This is a genomic window from Amycolatopsis mediterranei, assembly GCF_026017845.1.
GTDB classification, from domain to species: Bacteria; Actinomycetota; Actinomycetes; order Mycobacteriales; family Pseudonocardiaceae; genus Amycolatopsis; species Amycolatopsis mediterranei.
Genome location: NZ_CP100416.1, coordinates 3,786,480 through 3,804,160 on the forward strand (window position 1 = coordinate 3,786,480; position 17,681 = coordinate 3,804,160).

Here is a 17,681-nt window from a genome sequence, read left to right on the forward strand (position 1 = left end):
TTCGATCTCGGCGTTCCGAAACGCCGCGGCGCAGGGTTGACAAGCACGCCGGAGGTGATGTCTTCTGCTGATCGGCTCGATCAACGCCACGTCTTCCCCTGGGGTTCCTCGTCCTGTCCGAGTTCGACATCAGCCGTGTGCGCGGCTGGGAATCGAGCGATTCCGCCATGCACGAAAGCAGATCCACGCTCCGCCGCCCGGCGGACGCCGCGTGGTGGCCGGCGCACTGGAGCGTCCGCACCAAGATCAGCGTCGTCCTGCTGCTGCCGGTCCTGGTCGCGGTGGCGCTCGCGGAAGTCCGGATCCAGGGCGAACTCGACCGGGCGACCGCGCTCAGCGCGGCCCGCGACCGGCTGCCGGTGCTGCACGACACGATCGACTTGACCGCCTCGCTGGGCGAGGAAATGGTGACCGCGGTGGCGGTCCCGGCGGGCGCGCCGGACACGGTGACCGCGGCCGTCGACGCGAAGGTGGCCGCGGTCCAGCGCGACGCCGGGTTCGCGCCGCTGCCGGGCGACACCGGCCGGGCGCTGAACACCGCGCTGGGCAAGCTCGCCGGGATCCGCGCGGCCGGCGCCGGCGGGGGCGACGTCCGCACGAAGGCCGCCGGCTACAACGACATCATCGCCACCCTCGGCGACCTCGTGCCCGCCTTCGTCCCGGCCGACGCCGGCACCGAGACCGCGGCGGGCGCCGAAACCGCCCGGCTGCTGGTGCACCTGCGGGCCGAGCTGGCCACCGAGGAGACCTACGCGCGGGCGGCCCGGAACAGCCCGGACGATGCTTCGCTGCGCCCGGCCGTCGTGCAGACCGCGGCCGAGCAGGAGGTGCTCGGCGAACAAGCCGAACACCAGCTCGGTGGGGCGCTCCTGGCCCGGTTCAAAGCGGCGACGAGTTCCGCCGACGCCCGCCTCGACGCCCTGCAGGAGAGCGGGACCCGCGCGCCGCTCGCGTCGTTCGCGCCCTCGATCGCCGCGGAGACGACCGGCGTGACGGCCGTGCTGAACGACGTCGCGGCGAAGCTGGCGGGCGACGTCTCGGCCGCGGCCGACCGGGCCCGCGCGGATTCGCTGCGCGACGCGGCCCTGGTGCTCGGTTCGCTGCTCGGCGCGCTCGCGATCGCGCTGCTGGTGGTGCGATCGCTGGTCACGCCGGTGCGCCGGCTGCGCGCGGCCGCCCTGCGCGCGGCGAACGAGCAGCTGCCGGAGACCGTCCGGCAGATCCGCGAGGGCCACGACGTCGACTGGCGCGCGGTGCCCGGCAGCGGGGTCCGGACCGACGAGGAGATCGGGCAGCTGGCGCGCGCGTTCGACGACATGCACCGCCAGGCGGTCCGGCTCGCCGTCGAGCAGGCCGAGCTGCGCAAACAGGTCAGCGAGATGTTCATGACGCTGTCGCGGCGGAGCCAGTCGCTGGTCGAGCAGCAGCTGTCGATCATCGAAGACCTCGAGGCGGGCGAGCAGGACCCGGGCCGGCTCGACGAGCTGTTCCGGATCGACCACATCGCGACCCGGCTGCGCCGCAACGGCGAGAACCTGCACGTCCTGGCGGGCGGCCGCCCGGTCCGCCACGGCCGCGAACCGGTGCCGACGCGCGACCTCCTGCGCGCGGCGACGTCGGAGGTCAAGGACTACCGCCGGGTGGCGCTGGGCAACGCGCCGCGCAGTTCGGTCCAGCCCGAAGCGGCGGCGGACGTGGTGCACATCCTGGCCGAGCTGCTGGAGAACGCGACGCGCTTTTCGCCGCCGGAGCACAAGGTGGCGCTGACGGCCGACCGCGGCGCCGACGGCGGGCTGCTCATCGAGGTGGTCGACCAGGGGCTGGGCATGACCCCGGCGGAGCTGGCCACGGTGAACGCCCGGCTGGCGGCGGCCGGCACGGTCGGCCCGGAGACGACGCGCCGGATGGGGCTGTTCGTGGTCGGCAGGCTGGCGGCGCTGCACGGGGTGACGGTGCGCTTGCGGGCCACGGGAGCGGCGGGCCGCCACGCGGGGGTGACGGCGAGCGTCCACGTCCCGGGCGCGCTGGTGCTCGCGGACCTGGCCCGCCCGATCGGCGCGGGCCGCCTGGCCCCGGCGGGCCGCAACGGTCACACGCGGCCGCCGGTGGTGCCGGTGGTGCCGGCCCAGGCGTCGACGCCGATCTTCGAGCAGGTGGTGACGAGCTGGTTCACCGAGCCCCCGGCCAAGCCGGTGGTCCGCCGGAACGGAGCCAAGGGCCCGGCCCAGTGGCCGGCGGCGGGGGAGCGGTCGGAGGAGGTCTCCGAGCCGGAGGAGAACCCGGCGGCCGAGCCTCCTGCGGCCCACCGGGCACCGGACTCGCCGGCCGCGACGGAGGCGGCGGTGAACCGGATCGCGTCGGTCGAGGCGGAGTGGCCGGGCGGTGCCGAGGGTTCCGAGGTGCACGGAGCGGAGTCGGCGGCGTCGACGGTGGACCGGATCGCTCCGGTCGAGGGCGCCCGAGCAGAGACTCGCGCGGTGCATGGGACCGGTTCGGCGGAGCCGGCGGACCGGATCGCTCCGGTCGAGGCGGGATGGCCGTCCCGCGCGGAGACTCCCGCGGCGCACCGAGCCGCCCCAGCGGAGCAGACCGCTTTCGCCGAAGCGGCAAGCCGGACCCACCGAGCCGAAACCGCGCCGGCGCACGCCGCCGATCCCACCCTCCGTTCCGCGCCGACCCCCGTCGGGGAGTGGGACACTCCGGCCGACCGCACGCGGCAAGCCGCCGAAAGCGCTCTCAAGCCTCCGGCCGCGCAAAACCTCACCGATGCCGGCCTGCCCACCCGGCGGCCCGGTGCGCAGCTCGCTCCCGGGGCCGTCGTTCCTCGCGTGCGCGAGCAGGCCGGCGGGACCTTCCGCGACGCCGCCGCCGTGCGCAGCAGTCTCTCGCGGCACTACCAAGGCATGCGCGCCGCCCGGTTGGAAAGCGCCGCGCGTACCGAACAATCCGGAAAGGACGAAGTGGATCCGCGATGACGGAACTGCACCCCCGGCGCTCCGCCACCGAGCCGGCGGCCCGCTCGCTGCGCGGGACGCTCCCCGCGCCGCCCGAACGGTCCGCGACGCTGAACTGGCTCGTCAACGGGTTCGTCCAGGACGTTTCGGGTGTCGCGCACGCCGTGCTCGTCTCCGCCGACGGCCTGCTCGTGGCGGCCGACGACAGCCTGCCCCGGGAACGCGGCGACCAGCTCGCGGCCATCGCGGCCGGCCTGTCGAGCCTGTCCCTCGGCACCGCCGAACTCTTCACCGCCGGCCGGGTGGTGCAGTCGGTGATCGAGATGGAACAGGGGTTCCTGCTGCTGATGAGCGTCGGCGACGGCTCGAACCTGGTCGTGCTCGCCTCGACCGGCTGCGACATCGGGCTGGTCGGCTACGAGATGACGATGCTGGTCGAGCGGGTGGGGCAGAAGGTCGACGTGCCCGCGCGCGAGATACCGGTGGCCCAGGACCACCGGTGATCGACGACGCGCCCGGGGACGAGCCGCGCCGCAGCCCGGCGCTGGCCCGCCCCTACGCGTGGACCGAAGGCCGGACGGCCCCGGCCGTCGAAATCGCCGTCGAAGCCCTGGTCGAGACCACCGCCGACGGCCGGGCCGAGGCCGTCTACCAGACGTCGAGCGCGCTGGCGGAGGTGCTCGAGCTGTGCGTCCGGCCGCGGTCGCTGATGGAGATCGCCGCGCTGCTGGCCCTGCCGCTCGGCGTGGTCCGCGTGCTCGTGTCGGACCTGATGCAGGACTACCTGGTGATCGTCCGCGACACGCTGTCGGACACGGCCACCTGGGACGAGCGCCACGACCTGATGGAACGCGTGCTGCACGGGCTGCGCGACCTGTAGAGAGGACTTCGCCATGGAGCATTTCGCGCTGGGGCACTGGCTGCTCGTGCTCGCGTACCTGACGTCGGTGGTCGGCTGCGCGCTCGGGCTGGCGTGCGCGGTCCAAGCCCGGCACGCGGCCGATCCCCGCCACCGCGTGCGGTGGCTGGTGCTGGCCGCCGTCTCGATCGGCGGCGTCGGCATCTGGCTGATGCACTTCGTGGCCATGCTCGGCTTCAGCACCCCGGGCATGCCGGTCCGCTACGACATCTTCCGCACGGTCCTGTCGGCGATCCTGTCGGTGGTGGCGGTGTTCGCGGGGCTCGTGGTGGTGGGCGGCCGCGCGAAGTTCGGCTGGTGGCGCCTCGCCCTAGGCGGCGTCATCACCGGCCTGGCGGTGAATGTCATGCACTACACGGGGATGTCGGCGCTGCGGGTGAAGGGCGACTTCGGCTACGACGGCGGCCTGGTGGCCCTCTCGGTGGTGATCGCGGTGGTGGCGGCGACCGCGGCGCTGTGGTTCGCGGTCTTCCTCGACCGCCTTGCGCTGCGGCTGCTGGCCGGCTTCGTGATGGGCGCGGCGGTGACGGGCATGCACTACACGGGCATGGCGGCGGTCCGGATGACGATGGACGCGAACGCCCCGGACCCGGCGGGCGCGGAGGTGTTCTCGTTCCTGTTCCCGGTGTTCGTGCTGGCGGCGATCGCGATGGCCGTGCCGCTGTGCGCGGTCCTGATGGCGCCGGCGGTTTCGCCGGAGGCCGCCGAGTCCGGCGTGGAAGACGCCGTCGCGGTGTGAGCCGGCCCGCGGAGAACCCGCGGGCCGGCGATCTCACCTCCCTACAGGCTGCACAGCAGCGAACAGGCCTTGGCCGCTGACCAGTCCGTTGTGGACGGTGGCGTCCCCGGCGGGACGTTCACCGGCACGTAGCTCACCTTCGCCTTGTTGGTGATCGGGAACAGGTTCAGCAGCGCGTAGGTTGCGCAGTACACCTGCTTCGACTGGCCCGCCGCCAGCGTGAACGGACCCGTCTGGCACGACGGCTCCACGGTGTCCACCACCTGCGCCGACGTGATCCCCACCGGACCCTGGTTCGTCACCGTGATCCGCCAGTACGCCGACGCCGCGAGCACGCCGAGCAGACCGACCGGGGCCTGTTTCGCCCAAGGTCCGGCGCCGCCCGGGCCGCACTCGGCCGGGTGGACCGCCGTGCAGATCTCCTTCTCCACGGTCACCTTCGGGGTACACGACGCGCCGGGGGCGACCGGGAGCGTCACCGTGTTCGAACTGAACGAACCCGTCGAATCCGTGCCCGTCGCCGTGTTCGCCACCGACGTCACCGTGCAGTCCGCCGAGAGCGTCGTGCGGAAGCACAGCTGGGGTGCGTCGCCCGCGAAGTCGACCACCAGCGAACCGCTGAAGCCGGCCGCGCTGTGGAGCACCAGGGTCGTCGTCACGGTGATCGACGGGTGCGCCGCCACCGAGACGCCGGTGAGGTCGACCGAGCCGTCCGGGGCGAAGCCCGGGGTCGGCACCACCGCGCCGCCGGAGTCGACGACCGTCACCCGCGACGCCGCGAAGTCGACGTTCGCCGGGTCGACGCCCGTCAGCCGCGCGGACGTGTAGCCCTGGACGTGACTTCCGCCGTCACAGTAGAAATCACCCGGACGCAGGGTCACCTGCCCGCCGGAGCGGACACACGGCGTGGCGCCGGTGATCGGGTCCATCGAGAACAGCACGCCCGCGTCGCCGAGGCCGATCAGGCAGCCCGACGGCGGGTCGTACGCGTACCCGTAGTCCCGCGTCGCGCCCCCGTTCACCGAGGGGTGGGTGATCCGCGCGGGCAGCCCCGCGCACGCCGCCCCCGTCGTCCAGTCGTGGCACACGGCCGCACCCGCGATACCGCCGTTCCAGACCGGGAGGTAGCTGCGCACGTGGCCGCTCGGGTCGGTGACGACCTCCGGGTTGAAGACGTACGTCCCGTTCGGCAGCGCGGCCGCGCCAGGCGGTGCGGGCAGCGCCGAGCCGTCGAGGGCGTAGCACGTCGTGACGTTGGTGCCGCCGGTCGTCGACGAGCACACCCCCACCGGGGCACCGGTCGTGCCGAACGCCGTGTAGGCGTTGTAGGTGAAGTTCCCCGCCGGTCCGGTCGGCCGCCAGGAAGCCCAGCCGGCGCACGCCGTGGCCGTCGCCGGGTCGAAGCAGCCCAGCGACGGCACCTGCGCCGTGCCGGGGTTCGACGACGACGCGAACACCTTGCCCGCCACGACGTCCAGCGCGCCGTAGACGTACGGGTTGCCGCTGATGGGCGGCGCGATCGGGGCGTACGGCTGGCCGCCGCAGGCGCTCTGCGTGGCGATGGTCCAGCAGACCACCGCGCCGCTGCTGATCAGGCCGTACAGGTTGCCCCCGGTCTCCACGAACCCGGTGATGCCGGAGACCGCGGGCGATCCGCCGGTGGCGGCCAGTGCCCAATACCCGCAGTTGGCCGAGGCGGCCATGTCGAGGCAGGCGACGCCGACGGAAGCCGCCGTGACGGCGGGGTAGTAGACCTTCGCGGGCGACGCGGGATCGCGGACGTACTGCTCGACCATGGTGGTGGCGATGTCCCCGGCCCCCAGTGTGCCGAGCGGGCCGGGCGCGGTGTTGAGCACCTTCGGCCACGGGCCGCCCGGGCATCGCGTGCCGGTGGCGAGCTCGGTGCAGACCACCTTCGGCGACGTGGCCCCCAGGTGGTGGTAGATGTTCCAGGCCTGCAGCGAGCCGCCCGGCGTGCGGTACAGGATCGGCGAGAAGCCGTCGCCGCCGGTCGCGGTGGTCACCGCCTGCACGGGCGGGGTGAGGGCGCCGGTCAGCTGGGTCGCGTCGGGCCCGGCGGCCGGGTTCGTCGCGCGGACGGCGGTGACGCCGGACGCCGGTTCGGCGCCGGCGAACGTGCTGCCGTCGGTGGACCACTCCGGCGTCCAGCCGGGCGGGACGTGCAGCGAGCCGGACTGATAGGCCTGGCCGGCGCCGACGGCGTCGGTGATGGCGGCGGCGCCGGTCGTGGTCGCGTGGTCTTCGTAGCCGACGACCCAGTTCGCGGTCGCGCCGTGCGCGGCCGGGGAACCGGTGCGCTGCACGGACTTCGTCAGCGCCGAGACCGCCGGAGCGGGGTCGGCGGCTGCGGGCAGCGGGACGGCGACGGCCGTCGTGAGCACCAGGGGCAGGACCGCCCCCAGAATGCGTCTTCGCATGGTTGGTCCTCGATTCCGGAATGGAGTGGAATGCGCCGGGAAACGTTTTCCTGGCCGAAGGAAAATCCTATGCCGCTGCGGCAGTGCGTTTGAAGCACTCTCACCCGGGCGCCGGAAAAGCGATGCGAACAGCGCAATTAATGGGCCAGATGCCGTGGTGGACACCTGTTCTGACGAGGAGATTTCGGCGTTACTGTCACTCGAACGCCGCCCGGCGTTCACTCGTTCGGGTAACGAGGCGAGGCTAAGAGCCCGCGTTTCCGAAGAGGTCCGAGATTTATTCACCGGAAACCCGATCCGGCGGCCCGCCGTCGGCTGTGCGCCGAATTCGCCGGCGCCGTGGTGGTCGGCCGGGGCCGCGGCGCGCCGCCGGCGGTGAACGACTCCGGAGTCTCAGCCGGATTCGGCGTCGAAGCGGAGTTTCGACGTGATGCGATACCGGTCGCCGCGGTAGGACGAGCGGGTCAGCTCGACTATCCGGCCGGTGGTGTCGCGGGTGAGCCGCTCGATGTGCAGGATCGGGGCGTACACCGCGATTTCGAGGAGCTCGGCCTGGCCGGGGTCGGTGACCGCGGGTTCGATCGTCTGCACCGCGTCCTGCACGGCGATCCCGAAGCGTTCGCGCAGCAGCCGGTAGAAGTTGCCCGCTTCCAGGTCCGCCGGGCGCAGGCCGGGGACCAGGGCCGCGGGCAGCGCCAGGCTTTCGATCGCGATCGGCTCGTCGTCGACGTACCGGACCCGGGTGACGCGCAGCACCGGCGCGCCCGGCTCGAGTTCCAGTTCCCCGGCCAGCGTCCGCGGGGCCGGCGACACCGCGAACGCGACCACCCGGCTGGTCCAGTGGCCTTCCGCGGGCGGCACCGCGAGCCCGGTCGCCAGCTCCTGGGTGACCTTGTGCGGACTGGTGAACGTGCCCCGGCCGCGCTGGCGCACCAGCAGCCCGGTGCGGGTCAGCTCGTCGATGGCGGCGCGGACGGTCGGGCGGGAGACGCCCAGTTCCGCGGCGAGGTCCCGTTCGGAGGCGAGCCCGGTGCCGGGGCCGGCGTTCTCGATCACCTTCAGCAGGTGCCGCCGGACGCGGTCGCGCTTCACGGTGGGCGGCCGGTCCGCCGGCTCGCCAACTTCTTTGCGGGGGCTCCGGATGGCGGGGCCGCCGGCTTGGGGCGAAGCCCCGGATGTCACGGCTTCTTTGCGGGGGCTCCGGGCGGTGGAGCCCCCGGCCTGGGGCGAAGCCCCGGAGGGCACAGCGGTCAAGGCACCGTCTTCCCGGACACTCCGAGCGCGCCGGCGAACCGGACGCGCTCCTTCGGCAGGGCACCCAGCGCGCGCAGCCGGTCGAGGTGGCCGGCCAGGCGCTGGTGGAAATCAGCATAACCGCGGCCCGGCGGCGACCACGCCCGTTCGGCCAGCGCACACAGCCGCGGGAACGCCAGGTGCCGCACGTGCTCGGGCGTCGGCGCGTGCTCGGTCCACAGCTGCGCCTGGGTGCCGAGCACCCCGGGCGCCGTCCCGTCGCTGACGGGCAGCCCGCCCGCCAGTGGATCGAAGCGGTAGACGTCCTCCAGCGTCGTCACGGGTCCGCGCGGCGGCTCGCCGGGGTCCTCGCTCTGCCGGTAGTCGAAGTACGTCGACGTGTGCGGCGCCATGACGACCTGGTGGCCGCGGGCGACGGCGAGCGCACCGTGGGCGGGGTCGCGCCACGCGGTGACGACCAGGTCCGCGGGCAGCCGTCCCGCGGCGTGGCCGGTCTCGTCCCAGCACACGGCCCGGCGGCCCAGCTCCGCGACGATGTCGTGCAGCCGGCCGAGGAACCACGGGTGGAGTTCGGCGGGGCGCACCCCGAGGCTCGCCGCGGTGGCCCGCGCGACCGGGCTGGTCTCCCACTGCGTCGTCGGGCATTCGTCGCCGCCGATGTGCAGGTACGGCGCAGGGAACACGCCGGCGACCTGCGTGAGCACGTCCCGGCAGAAGGCGAAGGCCTCGTCGTGGACGCCGAGGATGTCGGGGCTGATGCCCCACTCCGTCCACACCGGCAGGGCCACCGACGGCCGGTTGCCCAGCGAAGGGTAGGCGGCCAGTGCCGCGCGCACGTGCCCGGGCAGGTCGATCTCCGGCACGATCCGCACGCCGCGCTCGGCGGCGAAGGCGACCAGGTCGCGCAGCTCCCGCTGGGTGTAGAAGCCGCCGTGCGGGACGCCGTCGAAGACGCCGCTGCCCGCGGGCCCGACCATCGATTCGGCCCGCCAGGCCCCGACCTCGGTGAGCCGGGGCCGGCGGTCGATCTCGATCCGCCAGCCCTGGTCGTCGGTGAGGTGCAGGTGCAGGACGTTGAACTTGTGCAGCGCCAGGAGATCGACGAACTCGCGCAGGAACGAAAGCGGCATGAAGTGCCGGGCGACGTCGAGCAGCACGCCGCGCCACAGCAGGCGGGGCGCGTCGCGGATCGTCAGGCACGGCAGCCGCGGGTGCAGCTGGCGGATCGTCTGCACCCCGGCGAGCAGGCCCGCGTCCGTGGACGCGGTGAGCAGCGCGCGGCCGGGGGTGACTTCCAGGGTGTACTCCTCCGGCCCGAGCCCCGGTTTCCGCGCGAGCCGGATGACGGGCCCGTCGGGGACCAGGGGGAGCCCGGTGTACGCGGCGAGCAGCCGGGCCGGGCCCCGGGTGCCGGGGCCCGCCAGGATTCCGGTGGGCACGCAGGAACCGGCGCGGCGGGTCAGCTGCGCGGGGCGGGGGATGAGCATCAGCCCTTCACCGCGCCCGCGGTCATGCCTTCGACCAGGTGGCGCTGCACGAGCGCGAAGAAGACGACGACGGGCAGCGCGAACAGCGTCGAGGCGGCGATGAGGCCGCCGTAGTCGGTGCCCGTGCTGGTGCTGAACGAAACCAGCCAGACCGGCAGCGTGTAGCCCGAGCTGTCCTTCATGATCACGTAGGCGAACAGGAAGTCGTTCCACGCGGTGATGAAGGCGAACACGCTGGTCGCGATCAGCCCGGGCAGCACGAGCGGCAGCAGGACCGAACGCATGACCCGCCCGCGCGTCGCGCCGTCGACCATCGCCGCTTCCTCCAGTTCGACCGGGATCCCGTGCAGGAAGCCGCGCAACGTCCAGATCGTGAACGGCAGCACGAGCGCCACGTAGGTCAGGATCAGCCCGGGCAGCGTGTCGAGCAGGTGTGCGCTCTTGAGGCCGAGGAACAGCGGGATGACCAGCGCGGGCACCGGCACCATCTGCAGCACCAGCACGCCGATGAGGAAGCTGCGGCGCCCGAAGAACCGGAAGCGCGTCAACGCCGTCGCGGCCAGGAAAGCGACCACAATGGACAAGACGACGACCGACACGACGACCACGACGCTGTTGGCGAGGTCCTGGACGAACCCCGGTTTGGCGAGCGCGCCGGCGAAGTTGTCCAGGGTGACGTCGAGGGGCAGGAACTCCGGCGTGGGACTGAGGATCTTGCCGGCGGGTTTGAACGCCGTGAGCACCATCCAGTAGACCGGGAAGATCCACACGAGACAGAAGACGGCCGCGGTGACGTTGCGGCCGATCCGCCGGATCACAGGTCCTCCCCGGAGCGGACGAGCCGCCGCACGTACACGGCGGTCAGGCCGGCGAGCAGCGCGACCGAGACGACGGCGATCGCCGCGCCCTGGCCGAAGTCGTTGCGGCTGAAGGCCCGCGTGAAGGTCCAGATGCCCAGCGTCGTCGTGCCGCCGCCCGGGCCGCCCTGGGTGAGGATCCAGATCTGGTTGAACACGGTGAAGTCCCAGATGACCGAGAGGATGGTGACCAGGCCGAGGATCGGCTGCAGGAACGGGACGGTGATCGTGCGGTGCACCCGCCACGGCCCGGCGCCGTCCAGCGCCGCGGCTTCGTAGTAGGAGCGCGGGATCTGCGAGAGACCGGCGTGCAGGGTGAGCGCGGCGAACGGGACCGACTGCCACACGACCAGCAGCCAGACGAGGGTGAACGCCGACGCCGGGCTCGTGGTCCAGTCGTGCTGGGTGAGGTCCCCGAAACCGAGCCGGGTCAGCAGCCAGTTCACCACGCCGTAGCCGGGCTGGAAGAGCCACTGCCAGACCAGGGTGGACGCCACGTTCGGCAGCGCCCACGCCGCGATCAGGCTGAGGGTGACCGCCGTGCGCATCCGGCGGCCCAGGCGCTGCAGCAGCAGGGCGACGCCGGAGGCGATCACGAGCGTGCCGGCCACCAGCGCGGCGCAGAACCCGAGGCTGCGCCCGAGGACCGGGAGCAGCTGGGGATCGGCGAGGACGGCAGCGTAGTTGTCCCCGCCGGCGAAGCGCGTCGTGCCGGTGAACAGCGACCGCAGCCCGTACTCCTGCAGCGAGATGACGACCAGCCGGACGAGCGGATAGCCGAGCACGAGCCCGAGCAGCGCGGCCGCGGGCAGGAGCAGGCCGTAGGGCAGCAGGGAAACGCGTGGCGTTCTTTCCCGGGTGGGCGCCTTCTCGAGCAGCACGGAGACTCCTTCGCGAAGCAGGGGCGGGGTGGCACGGCGGGGACGGCGGTCGGCCGCGCCACCCCGCCGGTCAGCGGGCGCCCAGCGCCTCGGTCAGGTGGGCGTCGAACTCCTTGGCCGCGTCGGCGATCGGCCGGCGTCCGGTGGCGATGTCGGCGAAGAACGTGTTGATGGACTTGTCGCTCTCGATGGTCGCCCAGCCGGGGGCGGCCGGAGTGGCGACGCTGGTCTTCGCCGCGGTGGCGAAAGCGGCGTTGAGCGGCGGCAGCGCCGGCGTGATCCGGTCGATCAGCTCGGTCGAGATCGGCGTCCAGCCGTCGATGCCGGCGATGGCGTCACGCTGCACGGCCGGGTCCGTGGCCGCCTTCAGGTAGGCCAGCGCGAGGTCGGAGTTGCGGCTCTTGGCGGCGACGACGACGTCCGAGCCGCCGAGGAACACCGGCTGCGTCTTCCCGGGCGTGCCGCTCGGGAACGGGAACGTGCCCAGCCGGTCCTTCAGCTCCGGCTTGTTCTTGAGCACGGTGTTGACGCTCGTGTCGAGGATGGCCGCGGCCCCGCCGGCGGAGAAGATCGCGGCCTGGTCAGGAGCCTTGGTGTCGACGTTGCGGGACGCGGGGGAGGAGTAGGCGTTCTGGAAGTCCTTCCACGCCTGCAGCCCCTTCAGCGCTTCGGGGCTTTCGAGCGCACCGGCCCACTTCCCGGCCCTCTGCGTGGCCAGCTGCCCGCCCGCGTCCCAGACGAACTGCAGCGCGCCGAACCAGTACCGGCCGGGGAAGTGGAAGGCCGAGTAGTCCGGCGCCGGGTGCTTCGCCTTGATCTTGTCCAGGGCCGCGGTGAGCTCCGGCAGGGTCTTCGGCGGGGCGGTGACGCCGGCGTCGGCCCAGACCTGCTTGTCGTAGATCACCGCGCGGTTGCCGGCGAACAGCGGCGCGCCGTAGAGGTGTCCGTCCACAGTGGCCGGTCCGGCCAGGCCGGGCAGCCAGGTCTGGCCCGCGGCCAGCTCGTCGCGGTGCGGGTTGAGGTCGGTCAGCGCGCCGTTGGCGGCGAACAGCGGGACGTCGGTGTTGCCGATTTCGATGACGTCCGGCGTGCTGTCCTGGGCCAGCGCGGTGCTGATCTTCGTGTTGATGTTGTCCCATTCCTGGATCTGCACGGTGACCTTCGCGCCGGTGGCCTTCTCGAACGCGGTGGTGATCGCCGCGGTGGCCTTGTCGCTGAGATCGCCGTTCATCAGCCAGACGGTCAGCTCACCACCGCGGGCGGCGGGAGCGGGGGTGTCGGTGCCGCAGGCGGTGGCGGTCACGGCGGCGACGGCCAGTACGGCGGCGAGGACGGGTCTGCGCACGGGGAGCTCCTGGGTGGTCAGCAGTGGCCGAGGTCGCGCCACTGGGCGGTGAGGCCGGGCTCCGAACCCTGGGTCCACCAGTTCGCCTGCCAGAGGTGGGCGTTGTGCTTCACCCGCTGGCCCTCGAGGTACATGGTGCCCCAATCCCATTCCGCTGCCGACGAACAGTTCGCGGGCTGGGACGGCGTGGTGGGGGTCGTCGGCGTGGTGGGCGTGGTCGTCGGGGTGGTGGTCGCCGGCGGGGTGGTCGGCGTGCTGCAGCCGTTGACACTGTCCACATGGGACGTTCCGGCGGAGCGGTACTGCCCGGCCTGCGCGACGGCGTCGGCCGGGGAGACGACCTGGTTGCCCGCGTAGTAGGTCCAGTCGACCTGCTCGGTGTAGGCGCTGGTGCCGCTCGTGTGGCCGGCGGTGTCGATGAACCACATGTTGTAGTTGATCGACATCGGGGTGCGCGGGTACACCGGGTCGCCCTGCGCGTCGGTGGTGTGGTCGGCGGTGAGCACGCCGTCGATGTAGTACTTCACGTGCCCGCCGGAGACCTGCGTGACGACGTCGTGCCAGCCGGCGAAGCTGCGGTTCTGCGCGGTGGACGTGCGCAGGCCGTCCCACGTCGGGTTGTTCCAGTAGGTGTACCAGCTGGTCTGGTAGTTCGCCGTCGAACCGCCCCAGCCGCCGTTGGGCAGGTACTCCGAGAAGTCGAGTTCGCTGTAGAGCGGGTCGCGGTCGTACCGCAGCGGGGAAATCGTGAAGTAGGTTTCGTTGACGTGGTCGCCGTCGGGGCCGCTGTCCGGCGCGTCGGTGAAGCGGACGCGGCTGGCGTAGGTGCCTTCGAAGAACCGCAGCTGGTTCTGGTACAGCTCCGCGTGGGTGGTGCCGGCGGCGCTGCCGTCGGTGGTGGCGGTGAGCTGGGCGACGCGCTCGCCGTTCACGGCCGGGAAGCTGATGTTGCTCGTGAGCCAGCGCGCGCCCGGCACCCCGGGGCTGCCGACGTCGTTGCGCGTGGTCCACCCGGCGCCGCCGAAGGCGCCGTCGGTGGGGGATGAGTAGTGGAAGTCGTCGAAGAGCACACCGCAGCCGGCCGCGGCGGACGCCGGGCTGGCGTCGGCCCCGCCGGAGAGGACAAGGGCGGCCGTGGCCGCGGTGGCGAGGCTGGTCAGTGCTGCTGTGGTGGTTCGGATGCTGCTGCGGGACATGGGTCTCCTCCTGGGGACGGCCTGCCGCGGGGAGCGCCGATTGGTCTAGACGAATCAGGTGGCCAGTACCTTCCTCCCTGACCATTGGTAAAGTCAAGGAGGCGGCAAAACTTACCTTTGGTAATGTCGGTGGCCGTCAGCGAACCCAGTCGCGGTAGGCGCTGAGGTCCACGTTGCCGCCGCACACGACGGTCACCACGTGCCGGCCGGCGAAGCGGTCGCGGTCTTCGAGGATCGCCGCGATGCCCAGTGCGGCCGACGGTTCGGCCACCAGGCCGGCGTGCTCGAGGAGCAGCCGCATCCCGGTGATGATCGACGCCTCGGTGACGAGGACGGCGTTGTCCGCGACGACGAGGAGGTCGGCCAGGACCTCCGGGATCGGCCGCCGCCCGGCGACGCCGTCGGCGATCGTGGCCGTCGGGCCGGTGGTGACGACGCGGCGGGCGTGCCAGGAGCGCGTCATCGCCGGAGCGCCCGCCGGCTGGACGCAGATCACCTCGGTGCCGGGTGCCCCGGACCGCACCACGTGCCCCACACCCGTCGCGAGGGCCCCGCCGCCGAGGGCGAGCAGGACGGCGTCGAACGTCGGCGTGGCGTCCACCAGCTCCAGGCCGATGGTCGCCGCACCCTCGCAGGTTTCGAGGTCCAGGCTGTCTTCGACGAGCCGGCTGCCGTCGCGGCGGGCGATGGTCGCCGCGCGCTCGCGGGCCAGTTCGTGGTCGCCGTCCACCAGTTCGAGCCGGGCGCCCAGCGCGCGGATGCGCTCCAGCTTGGCCGCCGTCGCATGGCGGGACGCGACGACGGTGACGTCGAGCCCCCGGCCGCGCCCGGACCACGCGAGGGCTTGGCCGAGGTTGCCCGCGCTGGCGCACACCACCGGCCCCGCGAGCCGGCTCGCGACCACCTCGGTGCCGCGGCCCTTGAAGCTGCGCACCGGATTCGCCGTTTCGAGCTTGATGCTCACCGCGCACCCGAGAACCGGTTCCAGCGCCTCGCAGCGGTACAGCGGCGTGTCCAGGAAGACCGGATCGATCACCTCGCGGGCCGCCCGGATCCGGGCGAGGTCGAGGCGCATTTCCGGCACGGCCGCAGCCTAGTGCGCGGGTTGGAACAGCTCCACGAGGTTTCCGGCCGGATCGGCCAGGAGGATCTGGCGTCCGCCGGGGCCGGACACCACTTCGGTGCGGAAGGCGACTCCGGCGTCGGTCAGCCGGGTGATCTCGGCGTCGAGGTCGTCGAGCACCAGGTGGATGCGGTTGCGGCCGGCGGCTGAGGCGTCCGCGGGGGTGGCGCGGGCGCCGGAACTCGCCGGGCCGGACAGCAGCAGCCGCAGCGGGCCGCGGACGACGTCGGCGAACGCGGGCGCCGCGCTCATCCGCACGGTGAAGCCCAGGTGTGTGGTGTAGAAGTCGAGGGCCGCCTGGACGTCGTCGACGACGTACCGGACGCCGGCGTACTGCTCGCTCATGGCCGGACCTCCTTGCCGGGTACGAGTTCCGGCAGCAGGTGCCGGACGCGGGTGTCGAGCTCCGCGGCCGTCTCCGGAAAGGAGCCCGGCTCGGGAATGCTCCAGTGGCGGCGCCGCGGGTGGTGCGGGAACTCGGGGCACACCTCGCGGACCTTGTCGCACACCGTGATGACGTGGTCGAACCGCTGCCCGGCAACCGTGTCCAGGTGCCGCGGCCGCTGCCCGCGGACGTCGATGCCGAACTCCTCGAGCGCCCGGATCGCGCCGGGGTGCAGCGCGGCCTTGGGATGACTGCCCGCGCTGGTCACCGTCACCGCTCCGGCGGCTCGCCGTCTCAGCAGGGCTTCGGCGATCGGGGAGCGGGCGCTGTTGCCGGTGCAGAGGAACAGCACCGCGACCGGCCTCGGCGGCGGGACCTGCGGGCGCGGCGCGGGATCCAGCGTCGGATGCAGGGCCGCGCCGGCTTCGGCGAGCGCGCCCGCGCAGCGGTCGAGATCGAGGTGGTAGTAGCTGTCCCGGCCGTCGAAGCTGCTGCGGGCCGCCGTGACGAGCCCGCCGCCGCGCAGCAGCCGCAGGTGGTAGGAGACCAGGTTCTGCGGCTCGCCGACGCGCTCCACCAGCTCCCGGACCCGCAGGTCGCCGCCGGCGAGCGCGGTCAGCAGCGCCCACCGCAGCGGGTGGGCGGCCAAGCGGACGAAGGCGGGCGGCTCGGAGGCCATCCCCAGGACGATACATCAACTGGATTTGATGGAAAAGGGCGTCATGATGGGGTCGCGAGCCGAGCGAGAGGACAGCGGATGGCCGGGCTGACCGAAGAGGAGGCCGCGATCGTCGCGGTGGTGCGGGACTTCGTCGACCACGACGTCCGCCCGGTGGTGCGGGAACTGGACCACACCGACACCTATCCGGAGGCGCTCATCGAGCGGATGAAGGAGCTCGGCGTCTTCGGGCTCGCCGTCCCCGAAGCCTGGGGCGGCACACCGGTGTCGGCCCGGTGCTACGCCGAGGTCACCGAGGAACTGGCGTGCGGGTGGATGAGCCTCGCCGGCGCGATGGGCGGCCACACCGTCGTCGCGAAGCTGATCGTCACCTACGGCACCCGCGAGCAGCAGGAGCGCTACCTGCCGCGGATGGCCACCGGCGAGGTCCGCGCGACGATGGCGCTGACCGAGCCCGGCGGCGGGTCCGACCTGCAGGCCCTGCGCACCACCGCCCGCCGCGCCGGGGAGTCCTATGTGGTCGACGGCGCGAAGACGTGGATCACCAACGCCCGCCGCTCACAGCTGGTCGCCCTGCTGTGCAAGACCGACCCGCACGCCGAACCCGCGCACGCGGGCATCAGCATCCTCCTGGCCGAGAAGGGCGCGGGCTTCCACGTCTCGCGCGACCTCCCGAAGCTGGGGTACAAAGGCGTCGAAAGCTGTGAACTGTCCTTTTCGGACTTCCGCGTCCCGGTCGGTGCGCTGCTGGGCGGGGAAGAAGGCCGGGGGTTCGCGCAGATGATGCGCGGGCTGGAGATCGGCCGCATCCAGGTCGCCGCCCGTGCCCTCGGCGTCGGCCGGGCCGCGCTGGCGGATTCGCTGCGGTACGCCCAGGAACGCGAAACGTTCGGCAAGCCGATCTGGCAGCACCAGTCGGTCGGCAACCTCCTCGCCGACATGGCCACCAAGCTGGAGGCCGCCCGCCAGCTGGTGCACCACGCCGCCCGCCGCTACGACTCCGGTGCGCGCGCGGACCTCGAGGCGGGCATGGCGAAGCTCTTCGCCTCCGAGACGGCGATGGAGATCGCCCTGAACGCGGTCCGCGTCCACGGCGGCTACGGGTATTCCACCGAATTCGACGTCGAACGGTACTTCCGCGACGCGCCGCTGATGATCGTCGGCGAAGGCACCAACGAGATCCAGCGCACGGTGATCACCCGGCAGCTGATCCGGCGCCACCGCCTCGGCTGATCGGGGAGGGGCGAGCGTGGTGGGGCCGTGCCGACTTGGGGGGAGGGGAAGGCACGGCCCCACCACGCTCTGCCGGGCGACGCGAGGTGGCGCCGCGCGCCCGGCTGGTCCGAAACGGTCTATCCGGCGGGCCGTGTCCGGCTTGGTGCCGAATCGACCGTCCAGGGCGGATTGCCGCACTGCGGGCGCCA

At 72.8% G+C, this 17,681-nt stretch carries 15 protein-coding genes; 5 read left to right on the forward strand and 10 right to left on the reverse strand.

What is annotated here, in order from left to right; translation table 11 throughout:
* The first annotated feature begins 167 nt into the window (after positions 1 to 167).
* Genes ISP_RS17865 through ISP_RS17880 form a run of 4 tightly spaced genes read left to right on the forward strand, consistent with a single transcriptional unit; the run spans position 168 to position 4,612 of the window.
* Positions 168 to 2,975: a sensor histidine kinase gene (locus tag ISP_RS17865; protein ID WP_013225169.1), complete on the forward strand. Its 2,808-nt coding sequence runs from the start codon at positions 168 to 170 to the stop codon at positions 2,973 to 2,975.
* Positions 2,972 to 3,457 carry a roadblock/LC7 domain-containing protein gene (locus ISP_RS17870; RefSeq protein ID WP_013225170.1) on the forward strand — a complete coding sequence of 162 codons (486 nt, stop codon included), beginning with the start codon at positions 2,972 to 2,974 and terminating at the stop codon, positions 3,455 to 3,457. Before ISP_RS17865 ends, ISP_RS17870 begins: the two co-directional genes overlap by 4 nt.
* A complete protein-coding gene (locus ISP_RS17875; protein WP_013225171.1) occupies positions 3,454 to 3,834 on the forward strand; it encodes a DUF742 domain-containing protein in 381 nt (126 codons plus the stop codon). The genes ISP_RS17870 and ISP_RS17875 overlap by 4 nt, the downstream gene beginning before the upstream one ends.
* Positions 3,835 to 3,847: 13 nt before the next feature.
* Positions 3,848 to 4,612, forward strand: a complete 765-nt coding sequence (locus tag ISP_RS17880; RefSeq protein ID WP_013225172.1) for an MHYT domain-containing protein — start codon at positions 3,848 to 3,850, stop codon at positions 4,610 to 4,612.
* A 41-nt stretch (positions 4,613 to 4,653) separates the two neighbouring features.
* Here the strand turns inward: ISP_RS17880 and ISP_RS17885 are convergent, their stop codons facing one another.
* The 10 genes from ISP_RS17885 to ISP_RS17930 all read right to left on the reverse strand — a co-directional run bounded on the left by ISP_RS17885 (position 4,654) and on the right by ISP_RS17930 (position 16,257).
* Complete coding sequence (locus ISP_RS17885; RefSeq protein WP_013225173.1) at positions 4,654 to 7,050, reverse strand: DUF7617 domain-containing protein; 2,397 nt, start codon at positions 7,048 to 7,050, stop codon at positions 4,654 to 4,656.
* A 393-nt stretch (positions 7,051 to 7,443) separates the two neighbouring features.
* Positions 7,444 to 8,142: a GntR family transcriptional regulator gene (locus ISP_RS17890; protein WP_013225174.1), complete on the reverse strand. Its 699-nt coding sequence runs from the start codon at positions 8,140 to 8,142 to the stop codon at positions 7,444 to 7,446.
* A gap of 158 nt (positions 8,143 to 8,300) precedes the next feature.
* Positions 8,301 to 9,791 carry a beta-N-acetylhexosaminidase gene (locus ISP_RS17895; RefSeq protein WP_013225175.1) on the reverse strand — a complete coding sequence of 497 codons (1,491 nt, stop codon included), beginning with the start codon at positions 9,789 to 9,791 and terminating at the stop codon, positions 8,301 to 8,303.
* On the reverse strand, positions 9,791 to 10,609 hold the full coding sequence (locus tag ISP_RS17900) for a carbohydrate ABC transporter permease (protein ID WP_013225176.1): 819 nt from the start codon (positions 10,607 to 10,609) through the stop codon (positions 9,791 to 9,793). The genes ISP_RS17895 and ISP_RS17900 overlap by 1 nt, the downstream gene beginning before the upstream one ends.
* Positions 10,606 to 11,529 (reverse strand): carbohydrate ABC transporter permease, encoded by a 924-nt coding sequence (locus tag ISP_RS17905; RefSeq protein ID WP_013225177.1) that lies wholly within the window; start codon positions 11,527 to 11,529, stop codon positions 10,606 to 10,608. Before ISP_RS17905 ends, ISP_RS17900 begins: the two co-directional genes overlap by 4 nt.
* A 70-nt stretch (positions 11,530 to 11,599) precedes the next feature.
* Positions 11,600 to 12,874 carry an extracellular solute-binding protein gene (locus ISP_RS17910; RefSeq protein ID WP_014466948.1) on the reverse strand — a complete coding sequence of 425 codons (1,275 nt, stop codon included), beginning with the start codon at positions 12,872 to 12,874 and terminating at the stop codon, positions 11,600 to 11,602.
* Between the two features lie 17 nt (positions 12,875 to 12,891).
* Positions 12,892 to 14,070: a carbohydrate-binding protein gene (locus tag ISP_RS17915; RefSeq protein ID WP_013225179.1), complete on the reverse strand. Its 1,179-nt coding sequence runs from the start codon at positions 14,068 to 14,070 to the stop codon at positions 12,892 to 12,894.
* Positions 14,071 to 14,206: 136 nt separating this feature from the next.
* The gene (locus tag ISP_RS17920; protein ID WP_014466949.1) at positions 14,207 to 15,145 is read right to left on the reverse strand and encodes a threonine ammonia-lyase; all 939 of its coding nucleotides are present in this window, start codon (positions 15,143 to 15,145) and stop codon (positions 14,207 to 14,209) included.
* An 18-nt stretch (positions 15,146 to 15,163) separates the two neighbouring features.
* Entirely contained in the window at positions 15,164 to 15,538 is a 375-nt protein-coding gene (locus ISP_RS17925; protein WP_013225181.1) for a VOC family protein, read from the reverse strand.
* Entirely contained in the window at positions 15,535 to 16,257 is a 723-nt protein-coding gene (locus tag ISP_RS17930) for an arsenate reductase/protein-tyrosine-phosphatase family protein (RefSeq protein WP_013225182.1), read from the reverse strand. Before ISP_RS17930 ends, ISP_RS17925 begins: the two co-directional genes overlap by 4 nt.
* A 78-nt stretch (positions 16,258 to 16,335) precedes the next feature.
* Between ISP_RS17930 and ISP_RS17935 the strand changes: the two genes are divergently transcribed.
* Positions 16,336 to 17,490 carry an acyl-CoA dehydrogenase family protein gene (locus ISP_RS17935; RefSeq protein ID WP_013225183.1) on the forward strand — a complete coding sequence of 385 codons (1,155 nt, stop codon included), beginning with the start codon at positions 16,336 to 16,338 and terminating at the stop codon, positions 17,488 to 17,490.
* Positions 17,491 to 17,681: the final 191 nt, after the last annotated feature.